The sequence below is a fragment of the Streptomyces sp. Pv4-95 genome, from assembly GCF_045782725.1.
Classification (GTDB): Bacteria; Actinomycetota; Actinomycetes; order Streptomycetales; family Streptomycetaceae; genus Streptomyces.
This window is the reverse complement of the sequence record NZ_CP127172.1, coordinates 4,660,037-4,677,195: the sequence shown is the minus strand read 5'-3', so window position 1 is coordinate 4,677,195 and position 17,159 is coordinate 4,660,037. Positions and strand designations below refer to the sequence as shown.

Below are 17,159 nucleotides of genomic sequence, written 5' to 3'. Positions count from 1 at the left end.
CCCGCACCGCGACAGGGAAGCCCCGGGCCACCACGCTCCGCGCGTTGCCCGGGAGGTCCCGTCAGTCCTTCACGGCGAACGTCCTGAAGGCCGTCTCGCGTGCGTCCTTGCACTCCTTCTCCGCCCAGGCGCCCGCCTTGCACGTGATCATGATGGCGTAGCCGTGCTGGTCGTCGGCCCGGAAGCCGCGGTTGAGGACGCGCACCTTCTCGCCGCTCTGCCGGCGGGTGAACGACCAGTCCGCGACGGTCGGATAGCCCCGCCACTTCACGGACTTGATGCTGATCAGGTGGTAGTTCTCGCTGGAGTTGCGGACGCTGGGCTCCAGGCTGCGCCAGGAGGCCGCCGCGTCCGTGCCGGGCTTGGCGTTGTAGTCGATCTGGATGCGCGGGAACCCGCCGGAGGCGCTGTATATGGCGCCCGAGCCCTGGCCCGCCGTACCGGTCTGCTTGAAGCCCTTGGGCATCGCCATGGCGAAGTGGAACCGGCCGTTGGAGACCGGGACGAAGCCTTCCGGCAGCGCCTTGTCGCCGTCCGGGGTGGCACTCGGCTGCTTCGGCGACGGGGCCGGCTCCTCCTTCGCCGGGTCCTCGCCGGGCTCCGGCGTGTCCTCCTCGTCGGAGTCCTCGGAGGGCTTCGCCTTGCTCGCCGCCGTGGCCGCGGACGCCTTGTCGTCCTTGGCGGCCCCCTTGGCGCCCTTCTTCTCGTCGCCCCCGCCGAGCGCGAAGGCGAGGATCGTGCCCAGCACCGCCAGGACCACCACGACGGCCCCGATGATCAGGGTGCGGCGCGGAACGACGTCCGTCACCGACGGCCGTGCGGAGCCGGGGCGTTCGGCGTCCCCGGGTCTGGATTCCGGGCGTGCCGTGGCGGTCGCCGAGGCCGCCGCGTTGCGCACGGACTGCAGTGCGCCGCGCATCCGCTCCTTCGCGGCGTCCGTGTCGAAGCCGGCCCGGCTCGACTCGGCGCCCCCCGCCGCCTTCTGCTCCCTGCCGGCGGCCGGGCGCGGGCGACCGGCCTTGGCGCTCGCCGGCGTGCGCTCCGGCGCGTCGGCCTCCGCGGCCTTGTCGGCCGTCCCGGTCCCGGCACCGGCCGCCGCCGCCACTCCCGAAGCCGCTTCGGGCTTCGCCTTGGGCTTGCGCTGCGTCCGCGGCTTGGGCGCGGGCTTCGGCTTCGCCGGCCGGGCGGCGGGCTTCGACTCCTCTGCGGGCGCCGACGGCAGCGTCATCGCGCGCGTCGCGTCCAGGGGAGGTTCCGGCTTCGGCTCCGGGGCGTGCGTGACGGCCAGCAGCATCGACCGCGCGCCCGCGTCGTCCAGCCGGCCCGCGGGGTCCTTCACCAGCAGGCCGAAGATGACCTCTTCCAGCGGACCGGCGTTCTTCGGCGGCTCGACCGGCTCGGTCATCACCGCCGTCAGGGTCGCGATGGCCGAACCCTTGTCGTACGGCGGCACGCCCTCGACGCATGCGTACAGCAGTCCGCCGAGCGACCACATGTCGGCCGGCGGGCCCGGCTTCTGGCCGCGGGCCCGCTCCGGGGAGATGTAGGAAGGCGCGCCGACGAGCATGCCGGTGGAGGTGACGGAGGGATCCCCCTCGACCTGGGCGATGCCGAAGTCGGTCAGCACGACCCGGCCGTCGTCCGACATCAGGACGTTGGACGGCTTCACATCGCGGTGCAGGATGCCCTCGCGGTGGGCGGCACGCAGCACGTCCAGCACGGCCACGCCCACCTCGGCGGCGCGGCGCGGGGTGAGCGCGCCGTCGTCGCGGATGACCTCGGCGAGCGAGCGGCCCTCGACCAGCTCCATCACGATCCAGGGGCGGTCGTCCTCGTCGACCACGTCGTAGACCGTCACGGCTCCGTTGTTGCGGATCCGGGCAATGGCCTTCGCCTCGCGCAGCGTGCGGGTGATCAGACGACGCTTCTCGTCCTCCTCCACCCCGCCGGGGAAGCGCAGCTCCTTGACCGCGACCGTACGGCCCAGCACCTCGTCGCGTGCCCGCCAGACCGTGCCCATACCGCCCCGGCCGAGAACATCGGCGAGCCGGTACCGGCCGGCGAGCAGCCTGCCCTCCTTGCCGTCCATCTCGACCTCGTCGCCCACTGAATCCCCTCTGCAATCCAGCCGAGTTGGCAGCTTCGATTTCTCATCGATCACCAAACTGGCCCAACTCGGACAACCCACCCTGGCAGAGCCTTCATTCTCCCTCATCCGCGGCGGTGGGGAAGGCCCGGGTCCATGCGGAACGGCGTCACGCGCACCCGTCATGATGGCCCCCGAGGAACGGGAGTCCCGATGACGAAGCGCTCGCCCCGCGCCGCCTCGGCCGGCGCCGACCGCCAGGCACCGCCGTCGGCCGCGCGCCGCCGCCGGGCCGCGGTGCGCCCGCGCGCGCTCGTTCTCCAGACCACCCTGACCGTACTTGCCCTGACGGCGTGTACGGGCGGCGAGCGCACCATACCGGTATCGCCCGTGGGACGCGTCGAGCAGCCGCCCGCCACGACGGTGCGGGCCCTGCATCGCCTGGTACGGGACGGGGCGCCCGGCGCCGCTTCCCTGATAACCCGCGGCGGACGCTTCCACGGCTCCCGTTTCTCCACGGCCGGCGTCGCCGATGTCCGCAGCGGCCGCCCCATGGCCCGCGCGGACCACTTCCGGGCCGGCAGCCTCACCAAGACGCTGGTCGCGACCGTCGTGCTGCAACTCGTCGCCGAGGGCGAGCTGTCCCTGACGGACACCGCGGCCGCCCGTCTGCCGAAATCCGTGCCCGCCACCGGAAAGGGCGACCTCGGCGATCTTCGGAATGTGACGATCCGCCAGCTCCTTGACCATACGAGCGGTTTGTTCAACTACACCGAGGACGCCCGGCTCGCCCGCGAGCTGTACGGCAAGGGCTTCCGCGCCCACCGCTACGACAGCCACACCCCGGCCGAACTGCTGCGCATCGCCCTGCGCCACCCACCGGCCGTGGGCTCCCGGGGCGAGCGCGCCCCCTTCGCCTACTCCAACACCAACTACCTCGTCCTCGGCCTGGTCATCGAGGCGGTCACGGGACGCTCCTACGCCGAGGAGATCCGCCGCCGCATCATCGCCCCCGCCCGGCTCCACGACACCTCCTTCCCCGGCACCGACCCGGCGCTGCCCGAACCGCACGGCCGCGCCTACTCCCGCATCGGCGCCCACCAGGTGGACACCACCTCCCTGGACCCCAGCCGGGCGGGCGCGGCGGGCGAGATGGTGACCACCCTCGACGACCTCAACCGCTTCTTCTCCGCGCTGCTCGGCGGCACGTTCCTGCCGCCGCGCCAGATGGCGCAGCTGCGCAACGAGGCGGGCACCGACGGCACCTACGGCCTCGGCCTGTACGCCACCGAGCTGCCCTGCGGCGTGACGGTCTGGGGCCACAACGGCGACATCAACGGCTCGTACGCGCAGACCGCGGGCACCGCCGACGGCCGCCACCTCGTCAGCTACCGCGTCAACACCGACGCCCTGACCGATCCGGACCACGGAACGGCGGTCCTGACGGCGGAGTTCTGCCCGCCGTCCACCACGAAGCCGCCCGACTAGCCGCCCGCATTCCCCATTCGGCATTCCCGATCCGGCACTCCCGGGGACGAACGGCGGGCGGCCACCGGATCTCCCGGCAACCGCCCGCCACCTGTCCGTACGCGCCCGGCGCTCCCGCTCCTGCCGGGAGCGCTACAGCGGCACGATGTCCGGCGCCCCCAGGCGGGCCGCGTCCGCCGTCAGGTCGTCCGGCTGCCGCTGCGATTCGCGCTCCGCCTCGACCCGCTTCTCGTAGTGCGTGATCTCCTTCTCGACCTGGTCACTGTCCCAGCCCAGCGCGGGCGCCATCAGCTCGGCCACCTCGCGGGCACAGCGGGTGCCCCGGTCGAAGGTCTCGATCGAGATGCGGGTCCGCCGGGTCAGTACGTCGTCCAGGTGCCGGGCGCCCTCGTGCGTGCAGGCGTAGACGGCCTCGGCGCGCAGGTAGTCGTCCGCGCCCGTCAGCGGTTCACCCAGCGAAGGATCGGCCACCACCAGCTCCAACAGCTCCTCGGTGAGCGAGCCGTAACGGTTCAGCAGGTGCTCGATGCGCACCACGTGCAGGCCGGTGCGGGCCGCGATCCGGGCCCGGGCGTTCCACAGCGCCTTGTACCCCTCGGCACCCACCAGCGGAACGTCCTCCGTCACACACTCCGCGACCCGGTGGTCCAGGGCGTGCACCGCTTCGTCCACGGCGTCCTTGGCCATCACCCGGTACGTCGTGTACTTGCCGCCCGCGACGACCACCAGGCCGGGGACCGGATGCGCGACCGTGTGCTCGCGCGACAGCTTGCTGGTGGCGTCCGACTCGCCCGCCAGCAGCGGCCGCAGACCGGCGTACACCCCCTCGACGTCGTCCCGGGTCAGCGGCACCGCGAGCACCTCGTTGACATGCGCCAGCAGGTAGTCGATGTCGGCGCTGGAGGCCGCCGGGTGCGCCTTGTCCAGGTCCCAGTCGGTGTCCGTCGTCCCGATGATCCAGTGCCGTCCCCACGGGATGACGAACAGCACGCTCTTCTCGGTCCGCAGGATCAGCCCGGTCGTGGAGTGGATCCGGTCCTTGGGCACCACCAGATGGATGCCCTTCGAGGCCCGTACATGGAACTGCCCGCGCTCACCGATCATCGCCTGGGTGTCATCGGTCCACACCCCGGTGGCGTTGACGATCTGCTGGGCGCGGATCTCGTACTCGCCGCCGCCCTCGCCGTCCTGCACCCGCGCGCCGACGACCCGCTCGCCCTCGCGCAGGAATCCCACCACGCGGGCGTGGTTGGCGACCTGCGCGTCGTAGGCCGCTGCCGTACGCACCATCGTGGCGACATACCGGGCGTCATCCATCTGCGCGTCGTAATACTGCAACGCACCGACCAGGGCGTCCTTCTTCAGGCAGGGCGCCACCCGCAGGGCGCGCTTGTGCGAGAGGTGCCGGTGCACGGGCAGGCCGCGGCCGTGTCCCGAGGAGATCGACATGCCGTCGTACAGCGCGACGCCGGAGCCGGCGTACCAGCGCTCCCACCCCTTGTGCTGCAACGGATAGAGGAACGGCACCGGCTTCACCAGATGCGGCGCCAGCCGCTCCAGGAGCAGTCCGCGTTCCTTGAGCGCCTCTCTGACCAGCGCGAAGTCCAGCATCTCCAGATAGCGCAGGCCGCCGTGGATGAGCTTGCTCGACCTGCTCGACGTGCCCGATGCCCAGTCCCGCGCCTCGACGAGCCCGGTGCTCAGCCCGCGTGTCGCCGCGTCCAGTGCCGTGCCGGCGCCGACGACTCCGCCGCCGACCACCAGAACGTCCAGCTCCCGCTCCGCCATTCGAGCGAGCGCCTCGGCACGCTGCGCCGGTCCCAGTGTCGCTGTCTTCACCACTGCCTCCCGCTGTGATCGGGGCCACACCCCCCGTCCGTCGATTCTGTCCGCGCTACGTGCCGGTATCCACCCTCCGCCCAGTACGGCAACACCCCGTCACCTTGATCCACCAATCCCCATTCTGGGTCAAATGTCGGCTTAGTCTACTTATGCGCCATCCGGAATCGCTCGGGAAGGACGGCAGCAGCCATGCCAGCAGACCTCGCCGTCATCGGACTCGGCCACCTCGGCCTCCCTCTCGCCCAGGCCGCCATCGCCGCCGGCATCAGCACCCTCGGCTACGACCCCGACCCGCGCGCGGCCACCCCCGCGGGGGCCGACGGGCCGCTGTCCGCGACCGAGATCCGCCGCCTGCTCTCCGCGGGCCTTCGCACCACCACCGACCCCGGCGCCCTCGGCAAGGTCCGTACCGCCGTCATCTGCGCACCCACGCCACTCGGCGAGGACCGCGCCCTGGACCTGACCGCCATCGCCGACGCCGCCCGCACTCTGGCCGCGCACCTGCGTCCGCACACCACGGTCATCCTCGAATCGACCGCGTACCCCGGCACCACCGAGGAATTCCTGCGCCCCCTCCTCGAAGAGGGCTCGGGGCTCATCGCCGGGCGGGACTTCCACCTCGCCTGCTCCCCCAGCCGGCACGACCCCGGCAACCGCACCCACCACTACGCCAACACCCCGAAGGTCATCGGCGGCCTCACCCCCGCCTGCACCGAGGCCGCCGCGGCGTTCTACAACCGGCTGACGGACAAGGTCGTGCGCGCCCGCGGCCCCCGCGAGGCCGAGACGGCCAAGGTGCTGGAGACCAACTACCGCCACATCAACATCGCCCTGATGAACGAGATGGCGGTCTTCTGCCACGACATCGGGGTCGACCTCTGGGACGTCATCCGCTGCGCGGAGACCAAGCCGTTCGGCTTCCAGGCTTTCCGCCCCGGCCCCGGAATCGGCGGCCACGCCGCCCCCGTGGACCCCAACTACCTCTCGTACAAAGGCCGTTCACTCGGCTACCCGCTGCGCATGGTCGAACTGGCGCAGGAGGTGAACGGCCGGATGCCGCGCTATGTCATCCAGCGCTGCGCGACCCTGCTCAACGAACACGGCAAGTCCGCCCGCGGCGCCCGCGTCCTCCTGCTCGGGGTCACCTACAAGCCGGACATCGGCGACCAGGAAGGCTCCCCCGCCCGCGAGATCGCCTCCCGCCTCATGGAGCTCGGCGCACACCTCACCTACCACGACCCCTACGTCCCCCGATGGAACGTCCTGGACCGCCCGGTCCCCCGCGTCGACTCCCTCTACGAGGCCGCGGCGGCCGCCGACCTGACGATCCTGCTCCAGCCCCACCGCACCTACGACCTCCAGGGCCTCTCCGTCAAGGCGCAGCTGCTCCTCGACACCCGCGGCGCGACCCCGACGGGCGCGGCACACCGGCTCTGACGGGCCGGCGCGGAACACACCGAGCAGAACGCACCGCAGCCCGGCGACCTCGTGTGTCGCCGGGCTGCGGTGCGGTGTGCTGCGGTGTGCGGGGTGCTGCGACCGCGTCAGGCGTTGTCGTGCTGCGACGGCGAGACCGTCACCTCGACCCGCTGGAACTCCTTGAGCTCGGAGTAGCCGGTCGTCGCCATCGCCCGGCGCAGCGCGCCGAAGAAGTTCATCGACCCGTCCGGCGTGTTCGAGGGACCGCACAGGATCTCCTCGGTGGTGCCGACCGCGCCGAGGTCCATCCGCTTGCCGCGCGGCACGTCCTCGTGGACCGCCTCCATGCCCCAGTGGTGGCCGCGACCGGGCGCGTCCGTGGCACGGGCCAGCGGGGAGCCCATCATGACCGCGTCCGCACCGCAGGCGATCGCCTTCGGCAGGTCGCCGGACCAGCCCACGCCGCCGTCGGCGATGACGTGGACGTACCGGCCGCCGGACTCGTCCATGTAGTCCCGGCGCGCGGCCGCGACATCCGCGACGGCCGTCGCCATCGGCACCTGGATGCCCAGGACGTTGCGGGTGGTGTGCGCGGCGCCGCCTCCGAAGCCGACCAGCACGCCCGCCGCGCCGGTCCGCATCAGGTGCAGCGCCGCGGTGTAGGTGGCGCAGCCGCCCACGATGACCGGGACGTCGAGCTCGTAGATGAACTCCTTGAGGTTCAGCGGCTCGGCGGCCGACGAGACGTGCTCGGCGGAGACCGTGGTGCCCCGGATCACGAAGATGTCCACGCCGGCGTCCACGACGGCCTTGGAGAACTGCGCGGTCCGCTGCGGCGACAGGGCGGCGGCGGTGACGACGCCCGAGTCGCGCACCTCCTTGATCCGCTGGCCGATCAGCTCTTCCTTGATCGGCGCGGCGTAGATCTCCTGGAGCCGCTTGGTGGCGGTGGCGCCGTCCAGCTCGGCGATCTCGGCGAGCAGCGGCTCCGGGTCCTCATAGCGGGTCCACAGACCCTCCAGGTTGAGGACGCCGAGGCCGCCCAGCTCACCGATGCGGATGGCGGTCTGCGGGGAGACCACCGAGTCCATCGGAGCGGCCAGGAACGGCAGCTCGAAACGGTAGGCGTCGATCTGCCAGGCGATCGAGACCTCCTTCGGGTCGCGGGTGCGGCGACTCGGGACGACGGCGATGTCGTCGAAGGCGTATGCCCGGCGGCCGCGCTTGCCGCGTCCGATCTCGATCTCAGTCACGTGTGTGGCCTTTCCTCTACGTCTGCCGTTCCAGTATCCCCGACACACCGAAGCCCGTGGCCGGGGTGCGGCCACGGGCTCGGATGCGGGGACATGCTAGGGCGCGTCCCCGAAGTCCCGCCTAGCGTCGAGAGTAGTTCGGCGCCTCGGTCGTCATCTGGATGTCGTGCGGGTGGCTCTCCTTCAGGCCCGCGGACGTGATGCGGACGAAGCGGCCCTTCTCCTTGAGCTCGTCGATGTCCGCGGAGCCGACATAGCCCATGGAGGCGCGCAGACCGCCGACGAGCTGGTGGGCGACCGAGGCCAGCGGCCCGCGGTAGGGAACCTGGCCCTCGATGCCCTCGGGGACCAGCTTGTCCTCGGAGAGCACGTTGTCCTGGAAGTAGCGGTCCTTGGAGAAGGACTTGTTGCCCTGGCCGCGGGACTGCATCGCACCCAGCGAGCCCATGCCGCGGTAGGACTTGAACTGCTTGCCGTTGATGAAGACCATCTCGCCCGGCGACTCCTCGCAGCCGGCCAGCAGCGAGCCGAGCATCACGGTGTCCGCACCGGCCGCGATGGCCTTGGCGATGTCGCCGGAGAACTGCAGCCCGCCGTCACCGATCAGCGGCACGCCCGCCGCGTGGGCGGCCTGCGCGGCCTCGTAGATCGCGGTGACCTGGGGCACGCCGACACCGGCGACCACCCGGGTGGTGCAGATGGAGCCGGGACCGACGCCGACCTTGATGCCGTCGACACCCGCGTCGATCATCGCCTGGGCGCCGTCGCGGGTGGCGACGTTGCCGCCGACCACATCGACGCCGATGTTGGACTTGACCTTGGCGATCATGTCGAGGATGCCGCGGCTGTGGCCGTGCGCGCTGTCGATGACCAGGAAGTCGGCACCGGCCTCGACCAGCGCCTGGGCCCGGTCGTACGCCGCGTCGCCGACGCCGACCGCGGCACCGACGACCAGCCGGCCCTCGGCGTCCTTGGCGGCGTTCGGGTACTTCTCGGCCTTGACGAAGTCCTTGACCGTGATCAGGCCCTTGAGCACACCCGCGTCATCGACCAGCGGAAGCTTCTCGATCTTGTGGCGGCGCAGCAGCTCGATGGCGTCGTCACCGGAGATCCCCACCTTGCCGGTGACCAGCGGCATCGGCGTCATGACCTCGCGGACCTGACGGCTGCGGTCCAGCTCGAAGGCCATGTCGCGGTTGGTGACGATGCCCAGCAGCTTGCCGGAGGCGTCGGTGACCGGCACGCCGCTGATGCGGAACTTCGCACAGAGCGCGTCGGCCTCGGCGAGCGTGGCGTCCGGGCGGACCGTGATCGGGTCGGTGACCATGCCGGACTCGGAGCGCTTCACCAGGTCGACCTGGTTGGCCTGGTCCTCGATGGAGAGGTTGCGGTGCAGCACACCGGCGCCGCCCTGACGCGCCATGGCGATGGCCATCCGGGCCTCGGTGACCTTGTCCATCGCCGCGGACAGCAGCGGGATGTTGACCGTGACGTTCCGCGAGACCCGGGAGGCGGTGCTCACCGCGTTGGGCAGCACCTCCGACGCGCCGGGCAGCAGCAGAACGTCGTCGTATGTCAGCCCGAGCATGGCGAATTTGGCGGGCATACCGTCGACGTTGTCACTCATGACACCTTCCCCAATGCTCTTGCCTCAGCGCGGACTCCCATGCTAACGGCCTAATCAGGTGTCCCATTCCACGATCGATGAGGGCCTCATCACTCGTACCTTTCTACGGACACCGACGGCCGCGTCACGCCGCGGCCACGGGCTCCCCGCACCCCGCCGTCCGGTCCCCGCGGCGACCGCCGGGGGCGCTCGCCCTACTGCTCGGCCAGCGCCCGCAGTCGGCTCAGCGCGCGGTGCTGGGCGACCCGGACCGCACCCGGCGACATCCCCAGCATCTGCCCCGTCTCCTCGGCCGTCAGCCCGACCGCGACCCGCAGCAGCACCAGCTCGCGCTGGTTCTCCGGCAGGTTCGCCAGCAGCTTCTTGGCCCACTCGGCGTCGCTGCTCAGCAGCGCACGCTCCTCGGGGCCCAGGGAGTCGTCGGGCTGCTCGGGCATCTCGTCGGACGGCACGGCCGTGCTGCCCGGGCCACGCATCGCGGCCCGCTGCAGATCGGCGACCTTGTGGCCGGCGATGGCGAAGACGAACGCCTCGAAGGGCTTTCCGGTGTCGCGGTAGCGCGGCAGCGCGCAGAGCACCGCGACACAGACTTCCTGCGCGAGATCCTCGACGAAGTGCCGCGCGTCACCCGGCAGCCGGGAGAGCCGGGTGCGGCAGTAACGCAACGCGAGGGGGTGCACATGGGCCAGGAGATCGTGCGTGGCCCGCTGGTCCCCCTCGACTGCGCGTGCGACGAGATCGCCGATCTCCTGGTTGCCGTCATCGCGCATCGGTCCATGGTGCCTTGGCGCGACACGATCCGCGGCACCAGGTCCGTACTTGTGCACTGAAGCGTTATGAGCGGCAGGTGCGCCGGCAGTCATCTCCTGCGCCCTCCCCTCGTGCCCGACCGACCCGTCCCCGAGGAACTCCATACCTCAAGGATGCGGCACCGCGCGGGGAAACGGACCGCTGCGGTGCACACGCAGCGCGCGGGGCGCTTCGCCGCCCCGCCCGCCGCAGGGCGGGCGGGGACTCTCACTCCCCCGCATCGCTGCACGTCACGATGCCTTAGCGGACCAGTCCCCAGCGGAACCCCAGCGCCACCGCGTGCGCCCGGTCGGAGGCACCCAGTTTCTTGAAAAGGCGCCGGGCGTGGGTCTTGACCGTGTCCTCGGAGAGGAACAGCTCACGGCCGATCTCGGCGTTGGAGCGGCCGTGGCTCATGCCTTCGAGCACTTGGATCTCCCGCGCGGTGAGCGTCGGGGCGGCGCCCATCTCGGCGGACCGCAGCCGGCGCGGGGCGAGCCGCCACGTCGGGTCGGCGAGCGCCTGGGTCACCGTCGCCCGCAGCTCCGCGCGCGAGGCGTCCTTGTGCAGATAGCCGCGGGCACCGGCGGCGACCGCGAGCGCGACACCGTCCAGGTCCTCGGCCACCGTGAGCATGATGATCCTTGCGCCGGGGTCGGCGGACAGCAGCCGACGCACGGTCTCGACACCGCCGAGTCCCGGCATCCGTACGTCCATCAAAATCAGGTCCGAGCGATCGGCACCCCAGCGGCGGAGGACTTCCTCCCCGTTGGCCGCGGTCGTCACGCGCTCGACGCCGGGCACGGTCGCAACCGCCCGTCGGAGCGCCTCTCGGGCAAGCGGGGAGTCGTCGCAGACGAGGACGGATGTCATGACCGTCCTCCGCAGCTGATGCGCGTCACCTTGAGCCTCCAGGCTGGTACGTATCGTCACCTGTGCGATTGACGGCCCTCGGACACCTGCCCGAGGACTACCTCTGTCAACCGCCTCCGCACACTCAACGACGGTCACTCGAAAGAGTTACGGCTTCGGTGACCGACTTCAGCACGCTCCGTGAGGAGCCGGATACGCAGACGGTTCATGGTCGACCGGCCTCCGCGCGTGCACCCTATGCCCTATTTGGCCCTCTTTCTTCCATTTTCGTGGCGTCTGCGGCTAGATTCGCAATGAGTCATATTTACATCTACTTGGACAGTAGATGTACGGTCGTGAGCACCGAGCCCGAAAACAGCATCGCTTCGAGGGGACAAGCAATGGCAGATTTCTCCCGCCTTCCGGGCCCGAACGCAGACCTCTGGGACTGGCAGCTGCTCGCGGCCTGCCGCGGCGTGGACAGCTCGCTCTTCTTCCACCCCGAAGGGGAACGCGGAGCGGCCCGCAGCGCGCGTGAGACATCAGCGAAAGAGGTGTGCATGCGCTGCCCGGTACGGGCCGAGTGCGCGGCGCACGCCCTGGCGGTCCGCGAGCCCTACGGGGTCTGGGGCGGACTGACGGAGGACGAACGCGAGGAGCTCATGGGCCGGGCACGCCACCGCCTGATCCCCGCGACCTCCATGACCGGCCACGCCGGCGTGACCAGCGCCTGATCACCCGGAGTGGATCACCGCTGAAGAAACGATCCTTCCTGGATCGGGCATTCGACCCCACCCCCGACCGGACAACCGGCCGGGCTCCCGCGGCTCCCTGGGCCGCAGATACCCCGCGCCGGCTTCCCGGCGCCGTTCGCGCCTGCCGGCCCCGCCCCTCGGCCGCCGCCCGGGCGTCAGCGCCCCGCGGCCTCGACCAGCTGGTCGAGCATCACCTCGACAGCGGGGACGCGCGCCAGGTCGGGCAGCGTGAGCGCGACGATCTCGCGGTGCACGGCCGGCTCCAGCCGCACCGCCGTGGCCCCCTTGGGGCGCACCGACTCCAGGGTGAGTTCGGGCAGCGCCGCGACGCCGAGGCCCGCGCCGACCAGTCCGATCACCGCCGGGTAGTCGTCGGTGGCGAAGTCGATGCGCGGCGTGAAGCCCGCGCTCTCGCAGACCTCGACCAGATGCGTGCGGCAGCGCGGGCAGCCCGCGATCCACGGGTCGTCGGCCAGTTCTGTGAAGCGAGCGGTGCCGCCCGCCGCCAGCCGGTGGCCGTCGGGGACCAGGCCGATGAGCCGGTCGGCCAGGATCGGCCTGGCCACCAGGTCTTCCCATTCGGCGCAGGCCGCCGGGTCCGCGCCGCGCACCTCCGGATAGCGGAAGGCCAGCGCGATCTCGCAGTCCCCGTTGCGCAGCATCTCGATCGAGCGCGGCGGCTCGGCCTCGACCAGCGAGACGCGGGTGCCGGGGTGTGCGGCGCGCATCTTCGCCAGCGCGGTGGGTACCAGTGTCGAGCTGCCGGACGGGAACGACACCAGCCGTACCCGGCCCGCTCGCAGGCCCGTGATCGCGGCGACCTCCTCCTCGGCGGCGGTGAGCCCGGCGAGGATGCCGACCGCGTGGCGTACGAGCGCCTCGCCCGCCTGGGTCAGCCGCATCCCACGGCCCGCGCGCACCAGGAGCGGGGTGCCCACGGACTGCTCCAGGGCCTTCATCTGCTGGCTGACGGCCGGCTGGGTGCAGCCCAGTTCGCGGGCGGCGGCGGAGAAGGAGCCGGTCCTGGCGACGGCGCGCAGCACGCGGAGATGACGGGCCTCGATCATATTTGGAGTATAAGCGCATCTTGGAGAGATCGAGAGAAACCTGCTCGACGCTTTGATTGGAGCTGGCTAGCGTGCCGGGCATGAAGCTGCTGACCGTGAATGTGGGGCGCGCCGCGCCCTCCGAACACACCCGCGCCAAGAGCGGCGAGACAGGCATCGACAAGCGGCCGGTGGCCGGGCCGGTCACGGTCACCGCCCCCGGCCCCGGGGGCACCGGCGGAAGCGGGCTCACGGGTGACACCGTGGTCGATCTCCGTCACCACGGCGGCGACGAGCAGGCGGTGTACGCCTACGCCCGCGAGGACCTGGACGAGTGGGAGCGGCTGCTGGACCGCGAGCTGCCCAACGGCTCCTTCGGCGAGAACCTCACCACCCTGGGCGTCGAGGTCACCGGCGCCCGGATCGGCGAGCGCTGGCGGGTCGGTCCGCGGGTGCTGCTGGAGGTGACCTCCCCGCGCGTCCCGTGCCGCACGTTCCAGGGCCGCATGGGCGAGCGCGGCTGGATCAAACGGTTCACCGAGACCGCGGTACCGGGCGCGTATCTGCGGGTGGTCGAACCGGGCGAGATCCGCGCCGGGGACCGCGTCGAGCTGCTGCACCGCCCCGACCACGAGGTGACCGTCGCGCTGACGTTCCGCGCCCTGACCCGCGAGCGGGCGCTGCTGAGACGGCTGCTGGAGGCCGGCGACGCGCTCCATCCGCTGGCGCGGGACAAGGCGCTGGCGTACGTGGAGCGACAGGGGAACTGACGGCGTGTGGGACCTCGACGCCTGCCACGGGGCGCGTGCTGCGGGGGCGCACGCCATCGAGGCGGGCGCTGGTGCGCGCCCGGCGCACGACGACGAGTGGGTGAAGTCCCGTCACCTGCCCGGTGCCGCTTCGGGGTGCGGGGTGGAGAAGGTGTGTAGGTGACGGGGCCGCGACCGGCCTCCGGGGAACACCCGGAGGCACGGCGCTCGCGGCAACCTGCACGCGCGCCATGGGGGTTGAGCCACCGGCGCCCGGCCATCCGCGCGATGGCGGACATCCGAGGTCACCGCCCCCGCGCCGTGGACGGATAGCGTGCCTATATGACGACTGCATTGATCACGGGAGCGACGGCGGGCATCGGGGCAGCGTTCGCCCGTCGGCTCGCGAGTGACGGCCACAGCGTGGTGCTGGTGGCGCGCGATGAGAAGCGGCTGCGCGAGCAGGCGACCGAGCTGCACGACCGGCACGGCATCGAGGCGGAGGTGCTGAGCGCCGACCTGTCCACGGAGGACGGCATCGCGGCCGTCGAGGCGCGGCTCGCCGACCCCAGGCAGCCGGTGGATCTGCTGGTGAACAACGCCGGGTTCGGCAACAAGGGCGAGTACCTCGAAGTGTCGATGGCCGATGAGCTGACGATGCTGAAGGTGCATTGCGAGGCGGTGCTTCGGCTGACCACGTCGGCGGTACGCGGGATGCGCGACCGGCGGCGCGGCGCGGTGGTGAACGTGGCGTCGGTGGCGGCGTTCGTACCGCGCGGTACGTACGGGGCCAGCAAGGCGTGGGTGGTCCAGTTCACGCAGGGTGCCGCCCGGGATCTGGCGGGCAGCGGTGTGCGGCTGATGGCCCTGTGCCCCGGCTTCGTCCGCACCGAGTTCCACCAGCGGGCGGGGATGGGTACGGACAACATCCCCGGCTGGATGTGGCTGGACGCCGACAAGCTGGTGGACGCGGCGATGAAGGACCTGACGCGGGGCAAGTCCCTGTCCATTCCGGATCCGCGGTACAAGGCCCTGATGGGTGCCGTGAAGCTGGCGCCTCGTGGGCTGATCGGCGGTCTCACCTCCAGGACGGGCCGGAAGTACGGGCCGCGCTGACCCGGGCGGACGGCCGCTGGACCCGGCGGGGGGCCAGGCGGCCGTGGTGCCCCGTGGCCGGGCGGCGCGCGCGATGTTCGTTCCAGGGCCGGTGCTCAGGCCCCCTCCGCAGGGGGCCGAGCACCGGCCCTTGCCGCGTCGGGGTGGTACGGGAAGGGGACTTCGGTGCCGGTGCCGTCGTGCCAGGTGACGCGCACGGCATCCGCTGCCACGTGGACGGCGGCCAGGGTGTGGACCGGCGCGGGTGACGGATCCGCGGTCAGCGAGGCCAGGGCCAGGAAGAGGCCGCCCTCGGGGGCCGTGACGGTGCCTTCCAGCACGGCGGTGCGGGTGCCGGGGCCGATGAGGGTGCTGCCGGTCGGCGTGTCCGCGGGTGGGCCGTCGAAGCCGTGGACGGGGTGGAGTTGGGCGGTCGGGCCGTCCGGGGCGGTGGCCCAGCCGGTCAGGCGTACCCGGGTACCGGGTGGCGCGCCGGTGACCAGATGGGCGCGCAGTTCGGTCCGGCCGTGGACGGCGGTGGCGGACAGCACGCGGACGCCGGGGAGTTCGGTGCCGTCGGCGTGGCGCGGCGTATGCGTGGAGGCGGCCCAGCCGGGTCCCGCGCCGTGCGGGTGGGCATCGCCGCGGGTGGTGGGCCGCCCGTCGACGAGCAGGGCGAAGTGGTTGTCGGCCGGGGCTCCGGGGGCGGTCGGGCCGGTGCGCGTGGAGTATGCGAAGCGGGCGTAGTACGGGTCGGGGGCGGCGAGGGTGGAGTTGCTGCCGTGGTTGTGCAGGCGGACCAGGCCGTCGGAGACGGTGGACTGCACCAGCAGACCGGTCCTGCCGAGGGGCAGCCCGGCGTCGCGGGTCTCGGCGGGGAGTGGCTCCTCGCGGGCGGTCCAGACCGGGTGGCCGGCGGGCAGCAGGAGGCCGACGAAGCCCTTGGACGCCCAGTACGGCGAGGCCGGGCCCGAGTAGCTCTGGAGCATGGGCGGGTAGGGCCCGTACCAGCCGAGCGTCAGCAGGCCCCGCCGGTCGACGGCGCCGCGGTCGAGGAAGTGGCGCAGCGTGCCGGAGGCGAGTCGGCGGGTGGCTCCGGGAGTGAGCGGGGTGTGCCCGGTGAGGGCGCCGACCCAGGGGGCCGCCGCGGCGGCGAAGCGGTAGGTGAGCGAGCGGCCGAAGGGCAGCGGGGCGCCGTTGGCGTCGAAGAGGCGGGTGTAGTCGGCGAGGTGGGTGGCGAGCCGCGCGCCGTGGGTGGCCAGGAGCGCGTCGTCGCCGCCGAGGTGGGCGTGCAGGACGGGGTAGAAGTGCAGCGCCCAGGCGTTGTAGTGCTCGAAGGCGCGGTTGTCCCCGTCGGTGTACCAGCCGTCACCGCGGTACCAGTCCTCGATGCGGGTCAGCGCGCGGTCGACGGCGGCGCGGGCGCGTACGTTCTCGATGCCCGCGTCGAGCAGGAAACCGCCGACGGTCAGGCCGAAGAGCCACCAGTTGTTGTCGACGGGCGACGGGGCGAGCGCGGGCAGCAGCCAGTCGACGACGCGGGCGCGGACCGCGTCGTCGAGGGTGTCCCACAGCCAGGGGCGGGTCAGCCGCAGGCCGAGGGCGAGGGAGGCGGCTTCCACGTACGCCTGGCGGACGGCGTCGATCCTGGGCCAGGAGTCGGGGTTATCCGACGTCAACTCCGTTTGTGTGGTGGGGTTTTCGCTCCCCGCGGCGAGTCCGGCCGCGAAGCGTTCGAGGTGGTTGCGGGGGTCGTGTCCTTCGCTGCCGGCGACGCGGAGGGCGGCGAGCAGAAAGGTCCGGGCGAAGCCTTCGAGGCCGTCCGAGCGGGTTCCGGAGGAGCTGGGGCGCGCGCCGGGGAGGGCGATCAGGCCGTGGCCCGGTGACGCGTACGGCACGGTGGCGCCGAGCAGGCCGTCGGCCGCCGCCTCCCAGTGGGCGCGGGTCCAGCCGGTGTACGGGCTGAGGTCGCGGTCCTCGGGCGGGAGGGGGAAAGGGCAGGGAGTGGAGGGCGGGAGAGGGCCGCGAGTGGAGAGCGGGAGAGGGCCGCGAGCGGAGGGCGGGAGAGGGCTGCGGCTGGAGGGTGCGGTCATGGGCTCCCCTGAGGGCGGTGGCCGGCCGGGCGACGCGGGCATCCTTCAGCCCCGGATGATCGAAC

13 protein-coding genes are annotated in these 17,159 nt (G+C 72.0%); 5 read left to right on the top strand and 8 right to left on the bottom strand.

Features of this window, described 5'->3' with window-relative positions:
* Positions 1 to 61: 61 nt before the first annotated feature.
* Positions 62 to 2,107 (bottom strand): protein kinase domain-containing protein, encoded by a 2,046-nt coding sequence (locus QOM21_RS20585; protein WP_407552069.1) that lies wholly within the window; start codon positions 2,105 to 2,107, stop codon positions 62 to 64.
* A 192-nt stretch (positions 2,108 to 2,299) separates the two neighbouring features.
* Between QOM21_RS20585 and QOM21_RS20580 the strand changes: the two genes are divergently transcribed.
* A complete protein-coding gene (locus tag QOM21_RS20580; protein WP_407552067.1) occupies positions 2,300 to 3,574 on the top strand; it encodes a serine hydrolase domain-containing protein in 1,275 nt (424 codons plus the stop codon).
* Positions 3,575 to 3,706: 132 nt separating this feature from the next.
* Here QOM21_RS20580 and QOM21_RS20575 read toward each other — a convergent pair whose 3' ends face one another.
* A complete protein-coding gene (locus tag QOM21_RS20575) occupies positions 3,707 to 5,413 on the bottom strand; it encodes a glycerol-3-phosphate dehydrogenase/oxidase (protein WP_393892650.1) in 1,707 nt (568 codons plus the stop codon).
* 192 nt (positions 5,414 to 5,605) lie between these two features.
* On the opposite strand from QOM21_RS20575, the gene QOM21_RS20570 reads away from it, so the two are divergent.
* On the top strand, positions 5,606 to 6,853 hold the full coding sequence (locus QOM21_RS20570; RefSeq protein ID WP_407552065.1) for a nucleotide sugar dehydrogenase: 1,248 nt from the start codon (positions 5,606 to 5,608) through the stop codon (positions 6,851 to 6,853).
* A 107-nt stretch (positions 6,854 to 6,960) separates the two neighbouring features.
* Here the strand turns inward: QOM21_RS20570 and QOM21_RS20565 are convergent, their stop codons facing one another.
* The 4 genes from QOM21_RS20565 to QOM21_RS20550 all read right to left on the bottom strand — a co-directional run bounded on the left by QOM21_RS20565 (position 6,961) and on the right by QOM21_RS20550 (position 11,377).
* The gene (locus QOM21_RS20565) at positions 6,961 to 8,088 is read right to left on the bottom strand and encodes a GuaB3 family IMP dehydrogenase-related protein (RefSeq protein ID WP_393892652.1); all 1,128 of its coding nucleotides are present in this window, start codon (positions 8,086 to 8,088) and stop codon (positions 6,961 to 6,963) included.
* Positions 8,089 to 8,209: 121 nt separating this feature from the next.
* Entirely contained in the window at positions 8,210 to 9,715 is a 1,506-nt protein-coding gene (guaB, locus tag QOM21_RS20560) for an IMP dehydrogenase (RefSeq protein ID WP_393892653.1), read from the bottom strand.
* 194 nt (positions 9,716 to 9,909) lie between these two features.
* The gene (locus QOM21_RS20555) at positions 9,910 to 10,485 is read right to left on the bottom strand and encodes a sigma-70 family RNA polymerase sigma factor (RefSeq protein WP_393892654.1); all 576 of its coding nucleotides are present in this window, start codon (positions 10,483 to 10,485) and stop codon (positions 9,910 to 9,912) included.
* A 280-nt stretch (positions 10,486 to 10,765) separates the two neighbouring features.
* A complete protein-coding gene (locus QOM21_RS20550) occupies positions 10,766 to 11,377 on the bottom strand; it encodes a response regulator transcription factor (protein WP_003948568.1) in 612 nt (203 codons plus the stop codon).
* A 380-nt stretch (positions 11,378 to 11,757) separates the two neighbouring features.
* Here QOM21_RS20550 and QOM21_RS20545 point away from each other — a divergent pair, with 380 nt between their 5' ends.
* On the top strand, positions 11,758 to 12,090 hold the full coding sequence (locus QOM21_RS20545) for a WhiB family transcriptional regulator (RefSeq protein ID WP_393892655.1): 333 nt from the start codon (positions 11,758 to 11,760) through the stop codon (positions 12,088 to 12,090).
* Between the two features lie 176 nt (positions 12,091 to 12,266).
* On the opposite strand, the gene QOM21_RS20540 is transcribed toward QOM21_RS20545, so the two are convergent.
* Positions 12,267 to 13,178, bottom strand: a complete 912-nt coding sequence (locus QOM21_RS20540) for a LysR family transcriptional regulator (RefSeq protein ID WP_407552061.1) — start codon at positions 13,176 to 13,178, stop codon at positions 12,267 to 12,269.
* 80 nt (positions 13,179 to 13,258) lie between these two features.
* Between QOM21_RS20540 and QOM21_RS20535 the strand changes: the two genes are divergently transcribed.
* A complete protein-coding gene (locus tag QOM21_RS20535; protein ID WP_407552059.1) occupies positions 13,259 to 13,927 on the top strand; it encodes an MOSC domain-containing protein in 669 nt (222 codons plus the stop codon).
* A gap of 321 nt (positions 13,928 to 14,248) precedes the next feature.
* On the top strand, positions 14,249 to 15,022 hold the full coding sequence (locus QOM21_RS20530) for an SDR family NAD(P)-dependent oxidoreductase (protein WP_407552057.1): 774 nt from the start codon (positions 14,249 to 14,251) through the stop codon (positions 15,020 to 15,022).
* A 95-nt stretch (positions 15,023 to 15,117) separates the two neighbouring features.
* On the opposite strand, the gene QOM21_RS20525 is transcribed toward QOM21_RS20530, so the two are convergent.
* Positions 15,118 to 17,094 (bottom strand): DUF2264 domain-containing protein, encoded by a 1,977-nt coding sequence (locus QOM21_RS20525; RefSeq protein ID WP_407552056.1) that lies wholly within the window; start codon positions 17,092 to 17,094, stop codon positions 15,118 to 15,120.
* Positions 17,095 to 17,159 lie beyond the last annotated feature (65 nt).

Bases quoted from the DNA above. Each gene is read 5' to 3' on its own strand.
- QOM21_RS20580 (WP_407552067.1), top strand. From the start codon at position 2,300: ATGACGAAGCGCTCGCCCCGCGCCGCCTCGGCCGGCGCCGACCGCCAG.
- QOM21_RS20570 (WP_407552065.1), top strand. From the start codon at position 5,606: ATGCCAGCAGACCTCGCCGTCATCGGACTCGGCCACCTCGGCCTCCCT.
- guaB (WP_393892653.1), bottom strand. From the start codon at position 9,715: ATGAGTGACAACGTCGACGGTATGCCCGCCAAATTCGCCATGCTCGGG.
- QOM21_RS20555 (WP_393892654.1), bottom strand. From the start codon at position 10,485: ATGCGCGATGACGGCAACCAGGAGATCGGCGATCTCGTCGCACGCGCA.
- QOM21_RS20550 (WP_003948568.1), bottom strand. From the start codon at position 11,377: ATGACATCCGTCCTCGTCTGCGACGACTCCCCGCTTGCCCGAGAGGCG.
- QOM21_RS20545 (WP_393892655.1), top strand. From the start codon at position 11,758: ATGGCAGATTTCTCCCGCCTTCCGGGCCCGAACGCAGACCTCTGGGAC.
- QOM21_RS20540 (WP_407552061.1), bottom strand. From the start codon at position 13,178: ATGATCGAGGCCCGTCATCTCCGCGTGCTGCGCGCCGTCGCCAGGACC.
- QOM21_RS20535 (WP_407552059.1), top strand. From the start codon at position 13,259: ATGAAGCTGCTGACCGTGAATGTGGGGCGCGCCGCGCCCTCCGAACAC.
- QOM21_RS20530 (WP_407552057.1), top strand. From the start codon at position 14,249: ATGACGACTGCATTGATCACGGGAGCGACGGCGGGCATCGGGGCAGCG.
- QOM21_RS20525 (WP_407552056.1), bottom strand. From the start codon at position 17,094: ATGACCGCACCCTCCAGCCGCAGCCCTCTCCCGCCCTCCGCTCGCGGC.